Here is a 19,830-nt window from a genome sequence, read left to right on the forward strand (position 1 = left end):
CGCCCCCCCCCCCGGCTCTTTGCCCTGGGGTTGGGCGGCATCCCGGCGCCTCGGCGCCCGTGCGGCGAAAGCCTTAGCGCAGCGTCTCCGTCAGCACGCGGCCTTCGGCGGCGGCCGGCGGCCGCACGCGCAGCAGGTGGGCCAGCGTCGGCGCGATGTCGACCACCTCGGCGTACTGGCCGTAGGCGCCCGGCTTGATCCACTGCTTGCCCATGATGATCAGCGGCACGTTGGTGTCGTAGGCGTAGGGCGAGCCGTGCGAGGTGCCGCTGCCGCCGGTGCCGAAGTACCAGTAGGGCTTGGTGACCACCATCAGGTCGCCGGAGATCTGGCGGTGCCAGGCGCGCCGCATGAGCATGCCCATGCGCGTCTCGCCGGCGCCGTTGCTCTCCAGCTGGCTGCGGGTGTAGACCTGGGCGATGCCCTTGCTGTCGAGCAGGAAGCTGGCGGCGGCGTTCTCCACCTCCTCGCGCTTCAGGCCGGCCTTCTCCAGCGCGGCCTGGTCCAGGTGCAGATTCGGCAGCGACCAGCTGCCGACCAGCTTGCCGGCCTTGAACTTGCCGTCCAGGTGGGTGTTCAGCGCCGCCACCATCTGCTCGCCGTCGACCCGCTGCGAGTCGATGTGCTGGGTCTGCGAGAACTCCGGCGTGTTGGGGAAGCCATGGTCGGCGGTCAGCACCACGACCACGTTGTCCATGCCGACGCGCTGGTCGAGGTAGCCGAAGAAGCTGGCCAGCATGCGGTCCAGGCGCTGCAGATGGTCGTGCGACATCTTGCTTTCCGGGCCGAAGGCGTGGTTGACGTAGTCGTGCGCCGACAGGCTGACGCCGAGCAGGTCGGGCACGCCGGCCGGATTGTTGCCCAGGTTTTCGCCGGCCACGGCGGCGCGGGCGAAGTCCAGGGTCAGCTCGTCGAGGAAGGGGCTGCCCTTCAGCCGCCCGTAGTAGTCGGCGTCGAGCTGGCCGCTGTCGCTGTAGTAGGAGAAGGGGAAGCGGGTGGCCACGCCCGGCTTGGCCTGGGTCAGTTCCTCGCTGGCGTCGCCGGCGTAGGCGGCGTCGGCCAGCAGCGGGCGCCAGGTCTTGCCGTAGTAGCGGTCCTGCGGCTTGCCGGCCTGGTAGCGCTGCACCCATTCCGGATGCGACTGCATGTAGTAGTTGCTGCTGGCGAAGTTGCCGGTCTTGTCCATGTACATGTAGGCGGTGCCGGTCTTGCCACCGAGCAGGATCGCGCCCCGGTCCTTGCCCGACACGGCGACCACCTTGGCGCGGTTGCCGCTGGCGTAGCGCAACTGGTCGCCCAGCGTGTCGACGCGCAGCTTGGTCGGCGCGGTGCCGTCGTGGGCCTTGGTTTCTTCGCCGATGTAGTTGTACTTGCTGTCTTCCGTGCAGTAGATTTGTTCGTGCGTGACGGGATCGATCCAGTTGTTGCCGATCACGCCGTGCTGGTAAGGGTAGGCGCCGGACAGCACGGCGGCGTGGCCGATGGCGGTGACGGTGATGCCGTGGGCCTGGTGGGCGTTGCTGAACCAGGCGCCCTGGTCGAGCAGGCGGCGCAGGCCGCCCTGGCCGAACTGGTCGCGGTAGCGCACCACCTGTTCTTGCGGCAGGCCGTCGACCACCAGCACCAGGATCAGTTTCGGTTGCGCGGCGGCGCTGCTGGCCGGCTTGGTGTCGGCGGCGGTGCTGGCGGCGTTGGCGCTGCCCATGCAGGAGGCCAGCATCAGGGCGCTCAGCAGGTGTTGCGGGACGGGGAGTTTCCGGGTCATATGCACTTTTGATTGGGTGAAATTTTGGCAGGCCCAAGTGTAGCGCAGGATGGTGACAGGCGCATGACAGGTGCCGGGCAGGGGCGTGCCGGCGCCGCCGCCGCATGGCGGCTGGCGGAGAGGCGGGGTGGTGCGGCGTTGCGCTGCGCTGTGGGCTAGTAGATTTCCGGCACCAGGATTTCCTGCGGCACCGGCTGGCGTTCGTAGTCGTCGTGGCGCTCGCGTTGCGGCAGGTCGATGCTGCTGCGCGCCACCTCCTCGTAGGGCATCTGCTGCAGCAGGTGGTGGATGCAGTTGAGGCGGGCGCGCTTCTTGTCGACCGCCTGCACCACCCACCACGGCGCCTCGGGGATGTGGGTGCGTTCGAGCATGATCTCCTTGGCCTTGGTGTACTCCTCCCAGCGGCGGCGCGACTCCAGGTCCATCGGGCTGAGCTTCCATTGCTTGAGCGGATCGTGGATGCGGCCGAGGAAGCGCAGGTGCTGCTCCTCGTCGGAGATGGAGAACCAGTACTTGACCAGCTGGATGCCCGAGCTCACCAGCATGCGCTCGAACTCGGGTACGGTGCGGAAGAACTCCTCGTACTGCTCGTCGGTGCAGAAGTTCATCACCCGTTCGACGCCGGCGCGGTTGTACCAGCTGCGGTCGAACAGCACGATCTCGCCGGCGGCCGGCAGGTGCGACACATAGCGCTGGAAGTACCACTGCGTGCGCTCGCGGTCGTTGGGGGCGGGCAGGGCGGCGACGCGGCAGACGCGCGGATTGAGGCGCTGGGTGATGCGTTTGATGACGCCACCCTTGCCGGCGGCGTCGCGGCCCTCGAACAGGATCACCACCTTGTGGCCGGTGGCGACCACCCAGTCCTGCAGCTTGACCAGCTCGCCCTGCAGGCGGAACAGCTCGCGGAAGTAGGCGCGGCGGGCCTCCTTGTCGGCCTCGCTGCGGCCGCCGGCCGGGTCGGCGTAGGCGTCCTCCAGGCGGTCCTCGAACTCCAGCTCAAGCTCCTCGTCGTAGCTGTCGGCGATGTCGCGGTGGATGCGGCTGAGTATTTCCTGGTCTTGCAAGTTCACGGTGGCGTCCTTCGATGGGTGGTCGGCTGTCAGGCGGCCGCGCAGCCGGCCTGGATATGGCAGCAAATCTACCCTGAAAATGTGACCGACCAGTGACATCGCCGCGCCATGCCGCATTCACCGTGATGCTGGCGCCCGCGCGGCGGCTGCTTGGACGGCTTGGGCGGCGACGCGCAGGCTAGATCGCGGCGGCGGCGGCGGCGGCGGCGTCGTCGTCGTCGTCGTCATCGTCGTCGAGCCAGCGCAGGCGGCCGTGCGCCGACTCGCTCAGCCGCGCGCACATGGCTGCGGCCGCGTCGTCGGGCAGGCTGAACTCCAGTGTCACCTCGGCGTCGTGCGCCACCTGGTGCAGCGTCGCGCCGGCCAGCTCGATCTCGTGGCGCAGCAGGCCCTCCAGCGCGTAGGGCACGGCGCAGCGCAGCCGGCGCAGGCGGACGATGGCGACCTTCTGCGTGGCCAGCAGGGCCTGGGCGACGCCGTCGGTGTAGGCGCGCACCAGGCCGCCGGCGCCCAGCTTGACGCCGCCGAAATAGCGCACCACCGTCGCCAGCACACCCTCCAGGTCCTGGTGGCGCAGCACGTCGAGCATGGGCCGGCCGGCCGTGCCGCTCGGTTCGCCGTCGTCGACCGCCGCCGACTGGCCGCCGGCCAGCAAGGCCCAGCAGACGTGGGCCGCGCCGGGGTGCTCGGCGCGCAATCCGGCGACCACCTTCTGCGCGGCGGCGCGGTCGCTCACCGCTTGCACGCAGGCGATGAAGCGGCTCTTCTTGATCAGCAATTCGCTGTGGCCGGCGGCGGTGATTGTGTGGGGCATGAGGGAAATCGTCGCGCTGGTTGAATGGGTCGTGGCGGGCGGGCTGGGCCGGGCCGCTATTGTATCCGTCCGTCCCGCTCCGTGCCGGCGCGCCGGAGTTGCCGCAATTCATGATCTTGTTGTAAATATGAAAACGTTACAAAGTGCGCTTATGTGCGGCGGAAAACTGCCTACCCTTGTGCTTCGACTAATTTCAGACGGAGAGAATATGGATTACAACGCGACACGAGAAGCCCTGCAACATCCCGAAGCCCAGGCGACCATCTTCGGCGGCGGCGGCCGCCACAACCTGCTGCCGACGGCCTTGTGCGCCGAGTTGTCGCGCCTTGCCTACATCCGTTTCGAGCACGGCGACGCCGAGCAGGCCGCGCTGCAACAGGCGCTGACGCTGGGCGGGCTGGGCCAGGTGCACACCTTCTCGACGCGGCGCAGCGGCACCCAGGGTTTCGCCGTTCTCTCGTCGGACGGCCAGGACGCCTACGTGGTGTTCCGTGGCACGCAGATGGACGACCCGACCGACATCGGCACCGACCTCGACGCGCGCCTGCACGCCTGGCCGCAGGGCGGCAAGGTGCATACCGGCTTCTTCAACGCGCTCGATAGCATCTGGGACGCCGTGCGCGGCTGGCTGGACGCCAACCCGGCGACGCGGCTGTGGTTTACCGGACACAGCCTGGGCGCCGCGCTGGCCACCCTGGCCGCCTCGCGCGCCGGCCGCGGCGACGCGCGGCTGGTGACCTTCGGCTCGCCGCGCGTGGGCGACCACGAGTTCGCCGCCACCTTCCAGCCGCAGCAGGTCGAGCGCTATGTCAACTGCTGCGACGTGGTGGTGTTCATGCCACCCGACGTCGGCCTGGGCTACGCGCATATCGACCAGCAGTCCTACATCGACCATGCCGGCGAGCTGCACACCGTTCCGCCGGCCGCCGACGCCATCGAGCGCGACCGCGTGTCGGCGCGCATGCACTACCTGCTCGACCAGGCCTGGCGGCGTAACAACGTCGGCGTGCGCGACCTGGCCGACCACTCGCCGATTAACTACGTGCGCGCCTTCGTGGACTGAGCGGGCAAACAGCCCGGGCGAATCGGCCGGCGTAGTTATCTGCGCGGGATCGCCGCCGGCAAGGCGCTCATCCGTGGCGCCTTCGGTGCCGGCGGCTTCGTCAAGGCGCCCGAAGAATAACCGGCGCCGCTGTGCTTCAGACGGAAGACGCTGACGGTCTGCGCCATCAGGCGCGCTTGTTCCTGCAGGCTCTCCGCCGCCGCAGCGGCTTGCTCGACCAGCGCCGCGTTCTGCTGCGTGATCGAATCCATCTGCGTGATCGCCTGATTGACTTCGGTGATGCCGGCGCTTTGCTCCAGGCTGGCCGAGCTGATCTCGGTCATGATGCCGGCCACCTTTTGCACCGACGACACGATCAGGGTCATGGTTCGGCCCGCATCGTCGACCAGTTTGCTGCCGGCATCGACCCGCTCCACGGAATCGCCGATCAAGGTCTTGATTTCCTTGGCCGCCGCCGCACTGCGTTGTGCCAGGTTACGCACTTCCGCCGCGACAACAGCGAAACCGCGGCCTTGTTCCCCCGCGCGCGCCGCCTCCACCGCCGCATTGAGGGCCAGGATATTGGTCTGGAAGGCAATCCCATCGATGACGCCGATGATGTCGACAATCTTGCTCGAACTTTGCTTGATTGCGCCCATCGTGTTGACCACCTGGGCCACCACATCGCCGCCCTGCACGGCAATGGACGAGGCGGTGGCGGCCAGATCGTTGGCTTGACGGGCGTTGCTGGCGTTCTGGGTGACGGTGTGGGTCAGCTCCTCCATCGAACTGGCGGTCTCCTCCAGCGAACTGGCTTGCGATTCGGTCCGCGAGGACAAGTCGGCATTGCCCAGCGCGATCTCGTCGGTGGACAGCGTCATTTCATTGGCGCTGGCGCGAATGTTGCCGATCATCTGGGCCAGGTTCGTGTTGATGGTACTCACCGCCTGCATCAACTGGCCGATTTCGTCATCGCGGCCGACGTCGATCTCGGCAGTCAAGTCGCCCCCGGCGATCTTGCGGGCCGACTGGACAACGCTGTCGAGATTGCTTTTGATGTGGCGATAGATCATGGTGAGCGACAGCAGGGAAACGCCGACCGACACGAGCAGCAAGACGAAGGCGATGGTGAACGAGGCTTCCGCGCCGGCGGTCGCGTTGTTCACGGCATCGGTCGTGCGCGCGTCCAACAGGGCCAGGAACTCGTTCACCGGCCGCATGATCTTGGCCTTGTTCTTGTGATAATCCTCGTCGTGCATGATCTTGCGCGCGAGTTCCAGGTCGGGCGGCCCGGTCTTGGTGAATTTGCCGCTGCCGTCGTCGAACAAGCCCTTGACCGCGTTCATGGCGATCACTTCGGTTTTGACCAGGGCGTCGGAATTGGCCTGTGCTTCATGCAGTTTGCCGAATTCCTTTTCGGTGAAGCCGGCGTCTTTCATCAAGTCGGCCAGCGCGACCGTGGCGCCGTCCGCGGTGGGCTGGTCCACGCCGGCGGCCACGAAGTCCCAGTAGATGCGCTCGTAGTGAAGCGGGCGCGGCTTCTTGCCGTTGCGGATGTCGAGGATATCCATGTACTGCTTCTCATACTTCGGATTGGTCGACACCACATAAGTGCGGGCCAGCCGCGTCAGGTCGTCCGAACTCTGACGCAATTCGTCGGCCAGCAAATACGACTGATAGCGCGTGCGATTGGCTTGGATCGAGTCGGCTTGCTTGGCCGACACTCGAAACAGCGCGAACAGGCTGAGTCCGGACAAGGTCAGACTGATGAGGAAAACGGCAAGAAAGATATTTTTGATTGACAGTTTGGCACTCATGATCTGCTTTCATTCGTTAAGCGGGGATCAGGCTTTGTATATCTGTATTTCCGGTCAGTTGATTATGGCAGAACGCCGGCTCGACTGATTTTCACATGGCGAAGCGGTCCTTCGGGCTGCATATGCCGTCGCCGCAAGGAGCATTCATCTCCCTGTTCCACCATGATAGTCCCGACACCGGCGCGCTGGTTGGGAGTATTTGAAGGTCTTGCCTTGCCGTAACGATGGACGACCCCCGCCCAGGCTGCGCTACGGCGGGCGTCGCTGTGTGCCCCCGGCTTGTCGCGACGGGCGGATCGTTGTTGTAGTTGGGACACAGATGGCTGTCGCTTGGCGGATTGTGGCCGCCCTCCGCATGCACTTGAAAGCCCCTCGTGAACAAAGTTAGGTGTCCTTTTCCAACTATTTTTCGGCGCAGGAATCGCGCAAAATAAGGACTGACATCTTCTTTTGGGCGGGGCGGGATGATGGATCTGAACAGCAGTTCGCAATCGCAGCATTGCCAGAAAATCGACACACTGCGCTGTGTCGAAGAAAGCCTTGGCGCGACGATACGCATGCTTGAACACGGTCAAGATCGCCTGGAGATCGCCCGCCAGTTGCAAGCGCTTGAGAAAACCCTGCAGTCAATGAAGCGGGGATTAATCAGTGAACATAGAGCCTTGCACCCTATGCCATGGGACCTCTAGATTGCCCGTCCGGCAACGGCCCGGCCGATAGCGCTTGATGGCCGGTGTTGAAACATCCGCCATAACTTGGGGTAAAAATGAACAACGATAATGAGCAGCAGGAATATCAGGTCTTGGTGAATCACGAAGAGCAATATTCCCTCTGGCCGGCCACGCTGGCCATTCCGGCCGGATGGTCGGGCGGACATTGCACGGGCAGCAAGGAACAGTGTTTGGCCCATATCGATGAGGTATGGACCGACATGCGGCCATTGTCCTTGCGCCAGGCCATGGACCGTGAGGCGAGTCCCTATGCAGCGGCTCCCTGAGCAGGCCGCCGGCACCGCCGTCGCTCCGCCCGAGGCCGGCACGCCGCCTCGGGAGCTGCCGGAGTATCTGCGCGCCGCCGGCCTAGGTGGTGTTGCCGAAGAGCTGGCGCCGGTTCAGTGCGCCGAGCTGTGGGACGAGGACGGCCGCCGCCATGTGCTCTACAAACTGGGCCAGCCCTCCCTGCCGAAACTGGTCTTGCTGCCGCCGTATGGCGTCAGCTACTTGCTGCTCGCCAGGTTGGCCGCGCTGCTGGCCCAACGGTTTCACGTCCTGTCCTGGGAATCGACCGGCTGTCCGGACAGCTCGTCGCCGTTGCATGAGAGCGATCTCACGCTGGCCCGGCAAAGCGCCTTGTTCCAGCGTATCTTGCAGCAGGAAGGGTTCCAGCAATTCCATTTTGTCGGCTGGTGCCAGGCGGCCCAACTGGCGGTGCATGCCGTGGCCAGCGGCGCCGTCGCGCCGGCGAGCATGAGCTGGATCGCACCCGCCGGCCTCGGCTGCGCAATCGTGCAATCCGACTTCGACCGCTGCGCCTTGCCGATTTACCTCGACATCGAACGCGGCGGCGCGGCCCTCGCCGGCAAACTCGGCGTCATACTCGACAAGCACCGCAGCGCGCCGTTCTGCCCGGCCAATGCGGCGGAGAAGCTGACCATGCTGCATCTGGGCGATGCCGCGCTGACGCACCGGTTTTCGCGTTACATGCTGGCCTATGCGCGCAACCAGCCCGAGGTCCATGCCCTGCTGGGGGCCGCCCTGGCCAGCTGCCCGACCCTGGCCATCCATTGCAAAGACGATACCTACAGCCACTTTTCCGAATCCGTCCAGCTCGCCAAACACCACCCCCGGGTCGAGTTGAAGCTGCTGCCCAAGGGCGGTCACCTGCAACTATTTAACGACCCGGCAATCCTGGCATCACTCATCACGCAATTCATCGACAGCAGGAGCGCCGCCGCGCCCGTGCCGGCGCTGGACTTCGCCACGGGATAAGCATGAACGCGATTCCAAACAACATCGGCCTGGAGGCCAAGGCGCCGCTGGCGCGCCAGCTAGGCGCCTATCAACAGCAGTTCCGCCGCTGGTGGGCGCTGCGCGGTCCGGGCGAGTTTCTCGACCAGCCCATGCAACTGCGCCAGCCCACGGGGCAAGTGCAAGGCAACGGTTGGGCCGAGTACCGCACCATGACGCCGAACCAGTACTGCTGGGGCTTGTTCACCGCGCCCACCGGGCAGGATACGATCGCTTTCGGCCAGCACCGTGGCGCCCCGCTGTGGGAGAGCGTCCCGGCGGAGTACCGCGTCCTGCTGCTCGAACATATACGGGTGCAGGGCGATGTCGAAAACGCCGCCATCGAACAAAGCCGCACGTTGACCGGCAGCGTGCCGAGCCAATTGGAGCTCAACAACCTGTTCCAGTTCTACCTTGAGGAAGGCCGCCATACCTGGGCCATGGTGCATCTGCTCATCGAATATTTCGGACATGACGGCACGGTCGAGGCCGAGGCCTTGCTCGAACGTGTTTCGGGCGACGCGCATCAGCCGCGCCTGCTCGATGCCTTTAATCTGCAGACGGACGACTGGCTGTCGCACTTCATGTGGTGCTTCCTGGCCGACAGGGTCGGCAAGTACCAGATCCAGGCGGTCACGCAGTGCGCCTTCGCGCCCCTGGCACGCTCGGCCAAATTCATGATGTTCGAAGAGCCGCTGCACATCGGTTTCGGCGCGGCGGGCTTGGAGCGCATCCTGTGCCGCAGTGCCGAGGCGACCCTGCGCGCCGACAGCCACGACATCTTCGACGCCGGCGCGATTCCCTTGCCGCTGTTTCAGAAATACCTCAATTTTTGGGTGTCGCGCATCTTCGACCTGTTCGGCAACGACAGCTCGCGCCGCGCCCACGACCTGTACCAGGGCGGCATCCGGATCGCCCGTCACTTCGACGACTACCAGCATATGCCGGTCACCCTCGACGTGCGTGCCGGCGCCGGCGTGCGGCAGGAAGAGGTGGCGCCCGAGTGGGCAATGAATGCCATCATGCGCCGCCAATACATGGCCGAAGTCGCCAAACTGATCGAGCGCTGGAACGTTCAGCTGGCGCGCCTGGAAACCGGCATCGCGCTGTACCTGCCGCACGAGCGCTTCAACCGGGTGTTTGGGCCATGCAAGGGTTTGTTGTACGATGTCGACGGCAGCGCGCTCGGCCCCGATGCGGCCGCACAGGTCGGCGCGCGCTTGCCCACGGCGGCCGAGCTGGCCCGCGTGCAGGCGCTCATGCGGCGCGAACTGCGCCCGGAGCGGTTCGCCTCATGGATCGCGCCGGCCGGCGCCACGCTGACCGCGCTGGCCGACGCGTTCATCGCCGAGCACAGTCCCAAATGCGGCCCGCGCGCCTAGCTCGCGCGCGGCCCCGTTCTCGTCCAACCATGGAGGACCATTTATGACTACTGCAGTAAGTATTGAGCCGCATGAGCCGCATGAGCCGCGTGCCGGCGTTCGCACGGACAGCCATGGCTTGCCCCACGGCGTGCCCCATGTCGGCTGCGTGCGCATCAGCGTCGATGACGCCGCCGGCGCGCCGATCGCGCTGTCGCTGCTGTATCCCACCGACGCGGCGCCCGCGCCGGTGCGCTTCGGACCCTACACGCTGGAGGTGGCGCTAAACGCCGCCGTACGCGAGGGCCGTTATCCGCTGGTGATGATCTCGCACGGCACGCGCAGTTCGCCGATGGTGTTCCGCAGCCTCGCGCAATTCCTCGCCGGCCAGGGCTTCATTGTCGGCCTGCTCGAACATCCCTTCGATTGCGTGGCGAACGCCTCGCAACAATATTCGTACGAGAACCTGGTCAACCGGCCGCGGCAGATCGACCTGGCGATCGACGGCGCGCTGGCAGTGCCCGGCATCGGCGCGGCGATCCGGCCCGAGCAGATCAGCCTGATTGGTCATTCGGTCGGCGCCTATGCGGTGCTGGCCGCCGCTGGCGCCGCGCCGGACACGTCGGCCTTCGTCGAGTTCTGCCATGCGCCGGAAAACCTGGCCACGCCGGACTGGACCGCGCTGGTGCGGCAGCGCGGCATGCCGTCCGGGCCGGTCGCGTTGGCGCCGCGCTGGCGGCACCGCATCGCCGCGCTGGTGCTGCTGGCGCCCGACCTGAGCATGTACCGCCACCCCGGCGCGCTCGACCAGCTCAGCGCGGCGCTGCTGGTGATGGTCGCCGAGCACGACTTGTGGGCGCAGGAGTCGCTCGACCTGCTCAAGGCCGGCGCGCCGCCGGCGCTGGCGGTCGAGGCGAGGATGATCGCCAACGCCGGGCACTACAGCTTCATCAGCCAGTTCCCCGAGGCCATACGCGGCCACGTCGGCGACGCCGGGCGCGACCCGCAGGGTTTCGACCGCGCCGCCTTCCTGGCCACCCTGGAACGCGACGTGTTGGCGTTCCTGCGCGCCCATGCGCTGGCGTCGCCAGCCTGAGCGGCCGCGCCATCATGACAAACCATGCCTGGATAGGCCTGATGAATCTGCCCGACAGCCTGCGCTCGGTGCAGTTGAACCTGTTTCAGAAAATCCTGCTGACCACCGACGGTTCCGTGACCAAACTGTTGTCGCTGTACACCGGTGAAGCGATCTCGGCGCGCCGGATCGAACAGTCGGTGCGCAGCGGCGGCGCGCCGGCCGCGCTGGTCTGTCCCAGCGACGCCCCTTTGTTGCACCGTAAGATCATGCTCGCCGACGGACAGCGCAACCTGGTTTTTGCCGAGTCGGTGTTTATTGTCGAGCGCCTGTCGCCGAGCGTCCAGCGCCGGCTGCACGACTCCGACACGCCGATCGGCTCGCTGTGGGACCTCGAACGCAGCGAGATCTACCGTGAAATCATCGACATCCACGCCGGAGCGCATCCCACCACCGCCGGCCATTTCGGCCTGCCGGCGGATACCCCGATGATGTCGCGCACCTATCTGTTGCAGCAGCATGCCGCTCCGCTCGGCATCATTACCGAGCGCTTCCCCGCCGACAGCTTTAATGCCTGACATCGGCTGACACCAGCTGACACCAGCTGACACCGGCCGATGCCGGCGTGGCCCACGCCACGCCGCCATCGGCCGAATTATTTCTCGATCAGCACATCGTCGATGAACAAGGCATCCAGGCCGCTGGTGAAAAACACCGCCAAGGCGTCCTCGACCGAATGGGCGATCGGCTTGCCCATCACATTGAAGCTCGTGTTCAGCACCAGGGGAATATCGGTCAGCCGGTGAAATTCGCTGATCAGCGCATGGTAGCGCGGATTCCACTGTTGCCGCACGCTCTGCAGGCGCCCGGTGCCGTCGTGGTGCACCACCCCCGGCACGCGCGCCACGGCGGAGGGGCGGAACTTCAAGGTGCGTTCCATGTAGGGCGACAGCTGGTAATCCTCGAAGTAGGCCGGGCCGTGTTCGTGCAGGATGGACGGCGCGAAGGGACGGAATTCCTCACGAAACTTGACCCGCGCGTTGATCGTATCCTTGACCGCGGACGAGCGCGGATCGGCCAGGATCGAACGGTTGCCCAGGGCGCGTGGCCCGAATTCGGCGCGCCCCTGTACCCAGCCGATGATTTTCCCCTCCGCCAGAAGCCGCGCGGCCTGCTGCGGCGCATCGCCGGCGCACCTGCGCAGGCCGGCCAGGCGGCCGAAGCGCTCGACATTGTGCAAAATCTCCGGGTCCATCTGCGAGCCCAGGTAGGGCGAGACGAAGCCGGCCGCCGTATCGCCCGGATGGTCCTCGCGGTAGGCCAGCAAGGCCGCGCCGATGGCGTTGCCGTCGTCGCCGGGCGCGGCAAAGACGTGCAAGTTGCTAAACGGCGTGTTGGCCAAGATCTTGCCGTTGGCCGAAGAGTTCAAGCCGCAGCCGCCGCCCAGCACCAGGTTGTCCGAGCCCCCCAGGCCGTGAAGGTTGCCCAGGAACGCAAACAGCACCTCGCTGAAGACTTGCTGGCCGGCGTAGGCCAGGTCGGCAAATTCGATTGCCGCCTGGCCGGGCCGGCGCCGCATGGCATACAGTTTCTGGCGCAGCCGCGTCATCGTGGTGGGCGCCGGGAAGCAGATCCGCAAGCCATCGACGATCAGCATCTGGCGCAGCAGGCCATACAGCTCGGGATCGTGGCGGCCGTAGGGGGCCAGTCCCATGACTTTCCATTCCTCGCCCGACATGGCGCCGAAGCCGCAGGCTTCGCATACCATGGCGTAGAAAAAGCCCAGGCTGGCCCAGGCCGTCCCGCTCGGCGCATCCAGTTCATGCAGCACCCCGTCCCGATAGCGGTAGCAGGCGAACGAGCTGGTTTCACCCATGCCGTCCAGCACGGCGCACAGGGCGTCCTGGTACGGGCTGCTCAGGCAAGCGGTGGCGGCGTGGGTCAGGTGGTGGTGGTAACTGCGCTGCACGATACGCACGCCGTCCCAGCCCTCGCGCTGACCCAGATCGTGTTCCAGCAGCCGGCCGCATTGGTTCACCATGCCCAGCTGCGCGCGGAAAAAGAATTCCTGGCTGCCCAGTTGGCGCCGCAGCAGCGGGGGCGGGGCGCCAAAGGCCTGCTGGTATTGGCCCCGTGCGTGGGCGACCTTGTCCAAGCCCTGCTGCATCAGCGCCGGCGTGGCCTCGCTCCAGGTCGAGGCGAACACCAGTTCGGCCTGCGGATCGCAGTAGTGTTGCACCAGGTCGGCGGCGCGCTTGTACAGGTCGGGCGCGATGCCGATCGAGCGCTTGTTCTGCAGATAGCGTTCCGTGGCCTCGGCAAACAGGATCTCGCCGCTGTCGTCGACGATAGCCAATGCCGAGTCGTGGAAGGAATTGGCCAGCCCAATATAGTTTCTTTTCATGTGGTTCGAACTCCATCGCATCAAGATTGTGCCTGCCTGCTGCCAGGCGTGTGTGGGGTGGCGGGCGGGGCCCGCCTGCGCCGCTTAGGAACGCGGCGGCCGTGCCGCAGCCGGAGCCTGACCTAAACCCGGACCCGGACCCGGACCCATACTTGGACCCGGACCTGGGCCTGGAACCGGTCGCGGTCCCGCTCCCGGCAGGGACGCCGGCGGTCCGAATTTAAACCAGAGCACCGATGCGGCCACCAGGGCATACGCCACGATGTAATACCAGACGGTCTGGCCGAAAGCCTGCACGTAGGCCGGCCCCGGTGCCACGCCGGTCCGCTCGGCGGACTGCAGGGCCGAGAAGAACAGCTGCGACACCAGGGCGATCCCCAGCGCGGCGCCGACCTGCTGGAATACCTGGAGCGCGCCGGAACCAACCCCGGCATGGGGCAGTGGCACCGTGCGCATCACCGTCTGGAACAGCGCCGCGACCGCCACCCCGCTGCCCAGCCCACCGGCCAGCAGGGTCAGGGCCATGGGCAGCGCCGCCGGGATGCCGGCGCTGCGCGCCATCACGCCCCAGAGCACCGCGTGGGCGGCCACCAGCAGCAAGGCGCCGCCGGCGATCTTCAACTTCAGGCTGCTGAGCCGCACCGAAACGCCGGTGGCGAGCAGCACGCCGAGCGGGAAGGCGCTGCTGGTCAAGCCCGCCTTCATGGCGGAAAAACCGAGGCCGTGCTGGAGGCAGATGACGAACACCAGGAAAAAGCCATTCAGCGCCGAGAAGAAGACCAGCGCGCCGATGGCGCCGAGCAGGTAGTCGCGGCTAGCCATCAGTTCTAGCGGCAGCAATTGTGCTCGGCCCAGGCGGCCCTGGCGCCGCTCCCAGCCGACAAAGCCGAGCAGCAGCGGAGCGACCGCCGCCAGCGCCGCCATGCTCCACATTGGCCAGCCGTGGGCGCGTCCTTCGATCAGCGGGTAGAGCAGGCACAGGATGGCGGCGGCGGCCAGCGCGATGCCGACCCAGTCATTGCCCTGGTTCGGGCCCGGTTGCGGCTTGGGCAGCCAAAACCAGGCGCCCGCCAGCGTCAGCAGGCCGATGGGAAGGTTGACCAGGAAGATCCAGCGCCAGCCCAGGTCGTTCAGGTTGGCCTGGATCAGCATGCCGCCGAGCAGCGGCCCGGCCATCGACGACAGCCCGGCGATCAGGCCAAACAAGGCGAAGGCGCGCGCCCTGTCCTTCGGCGCAAACATGGTGACCGCGATCGCCATCACCTGCGGCGCCAGCATGGCCGCCGTCAAGCCCTGCAGCGCGCGGCACAAGATCAGCGCCGTGCTGCTTGGCGCCGCCGCGCACAGCATGGAAGTCAGGGTGAAGCCGGCCACCCCCGTCATGAACATGCCTTTTCGCCCCAGGATGTCGCCCAGCCGGCCCAGCGGCAGCAAGCCGAGCGCGAACGTCACGATGTAGACGGTGACGATCCACTCCAGCGCGCGGTCGCTCGCCGCCAGCCGGCGCTGCAGGTCGGGCAGCGCGACGTTGAGGATGCTGGCATCGAGCAGGTTCATGAAGCTGGCGCTGAGCAGGATGAACATGGCCAGGCGCCGTCGCGGGTGGGCCGTTGCCGCAACCGGCGCGGCGCCGCCTTGGCTGAGCTGTTGTGTATGCATTTACTGAACTCCTTTGCTTGAATAGAAATCTGAAATCCCGGCGGTTCGCTATGGTAAGGCCACGCCGCCCGGCCGGCCGCTCGCCAGCGCGTCTTTCATGACCTTCCCGCTGGCCGTGCGCGGCAGCGCTTCCAGCGCCGTGAAATGATGGGGATAGTGGTCTTTGCCGAGGGCATCCTTGGCCCAGCGCCGCAGTTCCTGCCAGAGCGTATCGGCGGCGGCGCGCCGGTAAGCCTCGGCCAGCACCACGAACGCGCTCGGGCGCGCCAGGCCGGCGTCGTCCTTGATCACGCAGACGGCGCACTCGTGCACCGCCGGATGCAGCAGCAGCGTGCGTTCCATCGCCTGTAGCGAAAACCAGCAGCCGTTGATCTTCAGCGTGCTGCCGGAACGCCCCACATGATAGAAGCGGCAACTGGCGTCCATGAAGAACTGGTCCCCGGTGTTGAACCAGCCGTTGACGAAAATGTGCTCGTTCAGCCCGGTGCCGTCCAGGTAGCCGGCCACCACCGTCGACCCCTTGACCCACAGCGTGCCGGCTTCGCCCACCTGGCACGCCGCGCCCTGCGCGTTGATGAGCTTGACGGCGAAGCCTGGCACCAGCATGCCCGTGCAGCCTGGCCGGGCGTCGCCGGGGCGGTTCGAGATGAAGGTGGAGATCACCTCGGTGGTGCCGATACCGTCAAGCACCGGCACCCCCAGCCTGGCGCGCAGCGCGTGGTACAGGGCCGCCGGCAGCGTCTCGCCGGCCGAGACGCACAAGCGTAGCGCCGGCGCGGCCGCCGTGGCCTGCGGCTCCAGCGCTCTCTTGAACAGCGCCGGCACCGCCATCCATACCGTGACCGCATGCTCGGCGATCAGTTCGAGCATGGTCCGGCCTTCGGGCGGCGCCGCCAGCACATGGCTGGCGCCGGCGTACAGCGCCATCACCAGGTTATTCAAGCCATAGGCAAAAAACATCCGCGAGGCGCAGTAGACGGTGTCGCGGGCACTCAGCTCAAGCACGAAAGGGGCATAGTTGGTATAGCAGGCGATCAGGTCGGCATGGGTATGCAGCACGGCTTTCGGCTTGCCGGTCGAACCCGAGGTGAACAACATCACCGCGGGACTGTCCGGCGGCGCCGTGCCGAGCGCCCGGCGCAAGGTGTCATCGGCGGCGTCATCGTCGGCATCATCGGCCGGCTGGCCGGGCGCGGCCAGGCGCAGCAGGGTCGCCAGCGGGCACTGCTGCCAGTCCGTCAGCGCTTCTGCGTGCTGCTGGGCCTGCGCGGGATCGGCCAACACCAGATCGGGCCTGATCGTCTGTAGCATGCTGGCCACGTTGGCGCGTCCGGCCTGGTGGTTAATCGGCGCGAACACCAGCGCGCGCGCAAAGCAGGCCAGCATCAGCGCCACGGCGGCGATGCTGTCGCAGCCCATCAGCGCAACCCGGTCGCCGGGCCGCAGTCCGCGCAGGTCCAGCCAGGCCGCCAGGCGCGCCACCCGCGCCGCCAACTGGCGGTAGTCGACCGAGGCGCCGCTGTGGGGATCAATCAGCCGCGCCCCGGAGGCCAGGTGGGCCGGACTGAAAATCGTCGCGCACAGCCCGTCGCCGCCGTCCCGCGCCGGCAGGTTCAGCGGCGCCACCGCCAGCGTCGCGCCGCTATTCCTGGCGTCGCCGCCGCCATGGCCGCCATGGTCGCCATGGTGGACATGGTGGCTATGGTGGCTATGGTGGCACGTGTCCCGCGCGCGCGCGAAAGCGCGCCACTCGGGAGCGGTGAGTGGGCCGCGAACACCATGCACCTGGTCGATCCGCAGTCCGGCGCCGCGCGCCAGCGGCTCATCCGGCAGCCCGAGTAGTGCTTCGAGCAAGGCCGCGAGTATTGCGCCGCCCGGCAGGCCGGCGCCCGGGGCGATTGCCGTCCCGTCCAGGCTGGCGTCGACACGGTCGATGTAGAGCACATCCAGGCGGCGGTGCGCGCAGCTGGACGGCCCGCTGTCGAGCACGCGGGCCAAGTCGAGCACGATGCAATTGGCCGGCAGCGCGGCCGCGTCCAGTGCGGCGCCCGGCCAAACGAGCACGATGTCGGCCTGGCCCGTGGCCGGCATCCGCCCGCTCCAGCCTGCGGTTCCGACCATGTCGTCGAGCCAGTCGAGCAGCCCGTCACAGCAGTGCCGGTCGGCCGCCGTCACCACCACTCTCAGCTCGGCGGGCCGCACGCCACAGTGGTGTAGCAGATACGTCAGGGTGGCGCGCGCCAGCAGCGCAAAACCCGCGCTGGGCCGAGGCGCGCCGGCCGGCTGCGGGAGATACACCGGCGTGACCGCGAGCGCGGCGCCGCCCGCGTCGACGCTGAACGGTGCCAGCGCGAACGGGGCCAGGACGCCGGCCAGCAGCGCGGCCATGCTGTCGAGCTGGGCGGGGCTGCAGGCTTCGAGGCTGCTGTCGAGGGCGCGCAGGTCGCCCAGGTCGCGCGGTTGCAGAAGCAGGGTGAGCGGGGTGCGGCCAACCGCTGCGGCGCCTGCTTCCGCCGCCGGCGGCGGCACCGGGCGCTCCTCGACAAAACGCGCGCCGGCGCCATCGTCGGCCAGCAGCAGGCGGTCGCAGCGCCGCATCGACAGCGCTTCGAGCGCCGCCTCCAGCGCAGTGCCGACGGGGCCGTCGAGGGCGGCGGCGTCATCGAATTCGAGCACATCGCCGCCCAAGCCGGCCCGGACCCGGACTGCGCCGCGCGCCGCGCGCCGCTCGATGAAGGCGCAGACCAGCGTCGCCAGTTTTTCCTGATGCGCGCAGTGCACCAGGAGCGCGCCGAACCGGCTGCCCGGCGGCGGCGCCGCGCAGCGCAGCGGCAAGAGCAGGACGCCCGCGCCGGCGCCGCCGCCCGGCGCCGCAGTCACGGCGGGGTAGCGGGCATGCAGGGCGTGCAAGCCCTGCCACAGGGCGTCCCGTGCCGGCGGCTGGGGCATGCGCTCAGCCGGCATCGGACACCGTGGCCAGCATCAGTTCCATGATCTGCTGGTGGTGCGCGATCATGCGGTGGATGGTCGCCGCCGAAAACAGCTCGGCCGCATACTCGACATGCACCTCCAGATAACTGCCGTCGCCGTAGAACTGCAGGTCGATCTCGTTGGGGGTGGCGCGTTCATCGCGCTCGATGAGATCGATGGACAGGCCGTCGTTCCACTGTCCCGACATGCGCGACGGGAAGTTCTGGTGGCGCAGGATCACCGGCACCAGGGGAATCTGGCTGCTGTCGCGCTGCTTGTTCAAGCCGTTCAACAGGTGTTCGAACGGCAGCGCCTGGTGTTCGAAGGCTTGCAGCACCACTTGGCGGGTGCGCCGCATCAGTTCCGCGATGTCCGGGTCGCCCGCCAAATTCAGGCGCAGCGGCAGGATGTTGATGAAAAAGCCGATCAGGTCTTCCAGTTCGAGCTGGTTGCGCCCGGCCGTGGTGGTGCCGATGCAGATGTCGTCGCGCCCCGTGTACTGGTGCAGCACGATGGCAAAGCTGGCCAGCAGTCCGATGAACAGGGTCGACTGGCTGGCTTGATGAAATTGCGTGAAGCGCGCCGCCAGGTCGGCCGGGTAGGTGATCCCGACGGTGGCGGCATGCCAGTTGCGGCCGGGCGGCCGGGCGAAGTCGTAGGGCAGTTGCAGGCCATCCTGATAACCATCCAGGGTGCGCCGCCAGAACGCCAGGTCGGCGCTGAAGTCCTGGCCGCGCTGCCACACGGCATAGTCGGCGTATTGGATCGGCAGCGCCGGCAAGACTGCCGGGCGCTGGCCCAGCGCGGCCGCGTACAGCGCCGGCACGTCGCGCGACATCACGGTAAATTGCGACCAGCCGTCGTAGATCAGGTGGTGCATGCCGATCAGCAGGACGTGGTGCTCGTCCGACAGGCGCAGCAGTTGCACCTTCAGCAGCGGGCCGGTGCCCAGGTCGTACTGGTGTGTGGCGCAAGCATCCATGGCCGCCAGCACGCCGGCTTCGTCGCACTCTTGCAGCGCGACTTGCACGCGCGGTGCCGGGTCGATCACCTGCAGCGGCGTGCTGCCGTCGGCGCCGATGGCGAAGGTGGTGCGCAAGGTTTCGTGGCGCTCCGCCAGCGCCTGGAAGGCGGCCTGCATGGCCGCCACCGACAAGGGGCCGCGCAGGCGCAAGGCCATGGTGCCGTTGTAGCTGGTGCGTTGTTCGGGCATGTGCTGGTGCACGAACCATAAGCGTTCCTGGAAAAACGAGAGCGGAATCGGCTGTTCGCGCCCGACCGGACGAATCAGCTTGAGCGGGGCCTGGGTGCCATTGTCCTGACGTGCCTGCAGCTCGGCGGCGAGGGCCGCGAGCACCGGCGTTTCGAAAATCACGCTCATCGGCAGCTCCAGGGCGAACTCCTGGCGGATCCGCGAGATCAGCTGGGTGGCGAGCAGCGAGTGCCCGCCCAGGTTGAAGAAGTTGTCATGTGCGCCGACCCGGTCGATCTGCAGCACGGCCGAGAAGATGGCGGCGAGGCGCGATTCGGCCGGCGTGGCCGGCGCGCGGTAGTCCTCGCGCGCCGCCGGCAGGTCCGGCGCGGGCAGGTTCAGGCGGTCGAGCTTGCCGTTGGGCAGGCGCGGCAAGGCGTCCAGCATGCTGTAGCTGGTGGGCAGCATGTAGGTCGGCAGGCGCGCCGCCAAGTGCTGGCGCAGCGCCTCGGGCGCGGGCGCGGGCGTGCCGTCGCCGCCGGCCACCAGGTAGGCGGCCAGTTGGGTGCTGCTGGCCGCCGCCGGCGGCCAGCCGGTCACCAGCGCCTGGCTGACCTGCGGATGGCTCAGCAGCGCCTGTTCGACCTGGCGCAGG

Annotated in this window: 15 protein-coding genes; 7 read left to right on the plus strand and 8 right to left on the minus strand. The window is 67.3% G+C overall.

Translation table 11 applies throughout. The annotated features are described in order from the left end of the window. Positions 1 to 73: 73 nt before the first annotated feature. The 3 genes from H7U20_RS01490 to H7U20_RS01500 form a co-directional block, all read right to left on the minus strand. On the minus strand, positions 74 to 1,765 hold the full coding sequence (locus H7U20_RS01490; RefSeq protein ID WP_199517849.1) for an alkaline phosphatase family protein: 1,692 nt from the start codon (positions 1,763 to 1,765) through the stop codon (positions 74 to 76). A gap of 155 nt (positions 1,766 to 1,920) precedes the next feature. Further along, entirely contained in the window at positions 1,921 to 2,829 is a 909-nt protein-coding gene (gene ppk2, locus H7U20_RS01495; protein WP_199517863.1) for a polyphosphate kinase 2, read from the minus strand. A 184-nt stretch (positions 2,830 to 3,013) separates the two neighbouring features. Continuing rightward, positions 3,014 to 3,649, minus strand: coding sequence for an IMPACT family protein (locus H7U20_RS01500; protein WP_199517850.1), 636 nt, complete (start codon positions 3,647 to 3,649; stop codon positions 3,014 to 3,016). A gap of 208 nt (positions 3,650 to 3,857) precedes the next feature. Here H7U20_RS01500 and H7U20_RS01505 point away from each other — a divergent pair, with 208 nt between their 5' ends. Next, positions 3,858 to 4,712, plus strand: coding sequence for a lipase family protein (locus tag H7U20_RS01505; RefSeq protein WP_199517851.1), 855 nt, complete (start codon positions 3,858 to 3,860; stop codon positions 4,710 to 4,712). A 35-nt stretch (positions 4,713 to 4,747) separates the two neighbouring features. Here H7U20_RS01505 and H7U20_RS01510 read toward each other — a convergent pair whose 3' ends face one another. Continuing rightward, positions 4,748 to 6,508 (minus strand): methyl-accepting chemotaxis protein, encoded by a 1,761-nt coding sequence (locus H7U20_RS01510; protein WP_199517852.1) that lies wholly within the window; start codon positions 6,506 to 6,508, stop codon positions 4,748 to 4,750. Positions 6,509 to 6,972: 464 nt separating this feature from the next. Here H7U20_RS01510 and H7U20_RS01515 point away from each other — a divergent pair, with 464 nt between their 5' ends. The 6 genes from H7U20_RS01515 (at position 6,973) to H7U20_RS01540 (ending at position 11,528) form a co-directional block, all read left to right on the plus strand. Next, positions 6,973 to 7,197 (plus strand): metal-sensitive transcriptional regulator, encoded by a 225-nt coding sequence (locus H7U20_RS01515; protein WP_199517853.1) that lies wholly within the window; start codon positions 6,973 to 6,975, stop codon positions 7,195 to 7,197. A gap of 77 nt (positions 7,198 to 7,274) precedes the next feature. Further along, positions 7,275 to 7,505: an MbtH family protein gene (locus H7U20_RS01520; protein ID WP_199517854.1), complete on the plus strand. Its 231-nt coding sequence runs from the start codon at positions 7,275 to 7,277 to the stop codon at positions 7,503 to 7,505. Beyond that, positions 7,489 to 8,496 carry an alpha/beta fold hydrolase gene (locus H7U20_RS01525; RefSeq protein ID WP_199517855.1) on the plus strand — a complete coding sequence of 336 codons (1,008 nt, stop codon included), beginning with the start codon at positions 7,489 to 7,491 and terminating at the stop codon, positions 8,494 to 8,496. Before H7U20_RS01520 ends, H7U20_RS01525 begins: the two co-directional genes overlap by 17 nt. Positions 8,497 to 8,498: 2 nt before the next feature. After that, on the plus strand, positions 8,499 to 9,896 hold the full coding sequence (locus H7U20_RS01530) for a benzoyl-CoA 2,3-epoxidase subunit BoxB (protein ID WP_199517856.1): 1,398 nt from the start codon (positions 8,499 to 8,501) through the stop codon (positions 9,894 to 9,896). A 43-nt stretch (positions 9,897 to 9,939) separates the two neighbouring features. Beyond that, on the plus strand, positions 9,940 to 10,971 hold the full coding sequence (locus H7U20_RS01535) for an alpha/beta hydrolase family protein (protein ID WP_233410426.1): 1,032 nt from the start codon (positions 9,940 to 9,942) through the stop codon (positions 10,969 to 10,971). Between the two features lie 41 nt (positions 10,972 to 11,012). Continuing rightward, positions 11,013 to 11,528, plus strand: coding sequence for a chorismate--pyruvate lyase family protein (locus H7U20_RS01540; protein WP_199517858.1), 516 nt, complete (start codon positions 11,013 to 11,015; stop codon positions 11,526 to 11,528). 77 nt (positions 11,529 to 11,605) lie between these two features. Here H7U20_RS01540 and H7U20_RS01545 read toward each other — a convergent pair whose 3' ends face one another. The 4 genes from H7U20_RS01545 to H7U20_RS01560 all read right to left on the minus strand — a co-directional run. Then, a complete protein-coding gene (locus H7U20_RS01545; protein ID WP_199517859.1) occupies positions 11,606 to 13,354 on the minus strand; it encodes a carbamoyltransferase family protein in 1,749 nt (582 codons plus the stop codon). 84 nt (positions 13,355 to 13,438) lie between these two features. Continuing rightward, positions 13,439 to 15,013, minus strand: a complete 1,575-nt coding sequence (locus tag H7U20_RS01550; protein WP_199517860.1) for an MFS transporter — start codon at positions 15,011 to 15,013, stop codon at positions 13,439 to 13,441. A 48-nt stretch (positions 15,014 to 15,061) separates the two neighbouring features. Beyond that, positions 15,062 to 17,923: an AMP-binding protein gene (locus tag H7U20_RS01555; RefSeq protein WP_199517861.1), complete on the minus strand. Its 2,862-nt coding sequence runs from the start codon at positions 17,921 to 17,923 to the stop codon at positions 15,062 to 15,064. A gap of 43 nt (positions 17,924 to 17,966) precedes the next feature. Continuing rightward, a partial coding sequence (locus H7U20_RS01560) for a condensation domain-containing protein (protein ID WP_233410427.1) occupies positions 17,967 to 19,830 on the minus strand: 1,864 nt, incomplete at its 5' end.

It is taken from the genome of Rugamonas violacea, assembly GCF_016461825.1.
Classification (GTDB): Bacteria; Pseudomonadota; Gammaproteobacteria; order Burkholderiales; family Burkholderiaceae_D; genus Rugamonas.

Coding starts and splice junctions, on each gene's coding strand:
- H7U20_RS01490 (WP_199517849.1), bottom strand. CDS start 1,765: ATGACCCGGAAACTCCCCGTCCCGCAACACCTGCTGAGCGCCCTGATG.
- H7U20_RS01500 (WP_199517850.1), bottom strand. CDS start 3,649: ATGCCCCACACAATCACCGCCGCCGGCCACAGCGAATTGCTGATCAAG.
- H7U20_RS01505 (WP_199517851.1), top strand. CDS start 3,858: ATGGATTACAACGCGACACGAGAAGCCCTGCAACATCCCGAAGCCCAG.
- H7U20_RS01510 (WP_199517852.1), bottom strand. CDS start 6,508: ATGAGTGCCAAACTGTCAATCAAAAATATCTTTCTTGCCGTTTTCCTC.
- H7U20_RS01515 (WP_199517853.1), top strand. CDS start 6,973: ATGATGGATCTGAACAGCAGTTCGCAATCGCAGCATTGCCAGAAAATC.
- H7U20_RS01520 (WP_199517854.1), top strand. CDS start 7,275: ATGAACAACGATAATGAGCAGCAGGAATATCAGGTCTTGGTGAATCAC.
- H7U20_RS01525 (WP_199517855.1), top strand. CDS start 7,489: ATGCAGCGGCTCCCTGAGCAGGCCGCCGGCACCGCCGTCGCTCCGCCC.
- H7U20_RS01530 (WP_199517856.1), top strand. CDS start 8,499: ATGAACGCGATTCCAAACAACATCGGCCTGGAGGCCAAGGCGCCGCTG.
- H7U20_RS01535 (WP_233410426.1), top strand. CDS start 9,940: ATGACTACTGCAGTAAGTATTGAGCCGCATGAGCCGCATGAGCCGCGT.
- H7U20_RS01540 (WP_199517858.1), top strand. CDS start 11,013: ATGAATCTGCCCGACAGCCTGCGCTCGGTGCAGTTGAACCTGTTTCAG.
- H7U20_RS01545 (WP_199517859.1), bottom strand. CDS start 13,354: ATGAAAAGAAACTATATTGGGCTGGCCAATTCCTTCCACGACTCGGCA.
- H7U20_RS01550 (WP_199517860.1), bottom strand. CDS start 15,013: ATGCATACACAACAGCTCAGCCAAGGCGGCGCCGCGCCGGTTGCGGCA.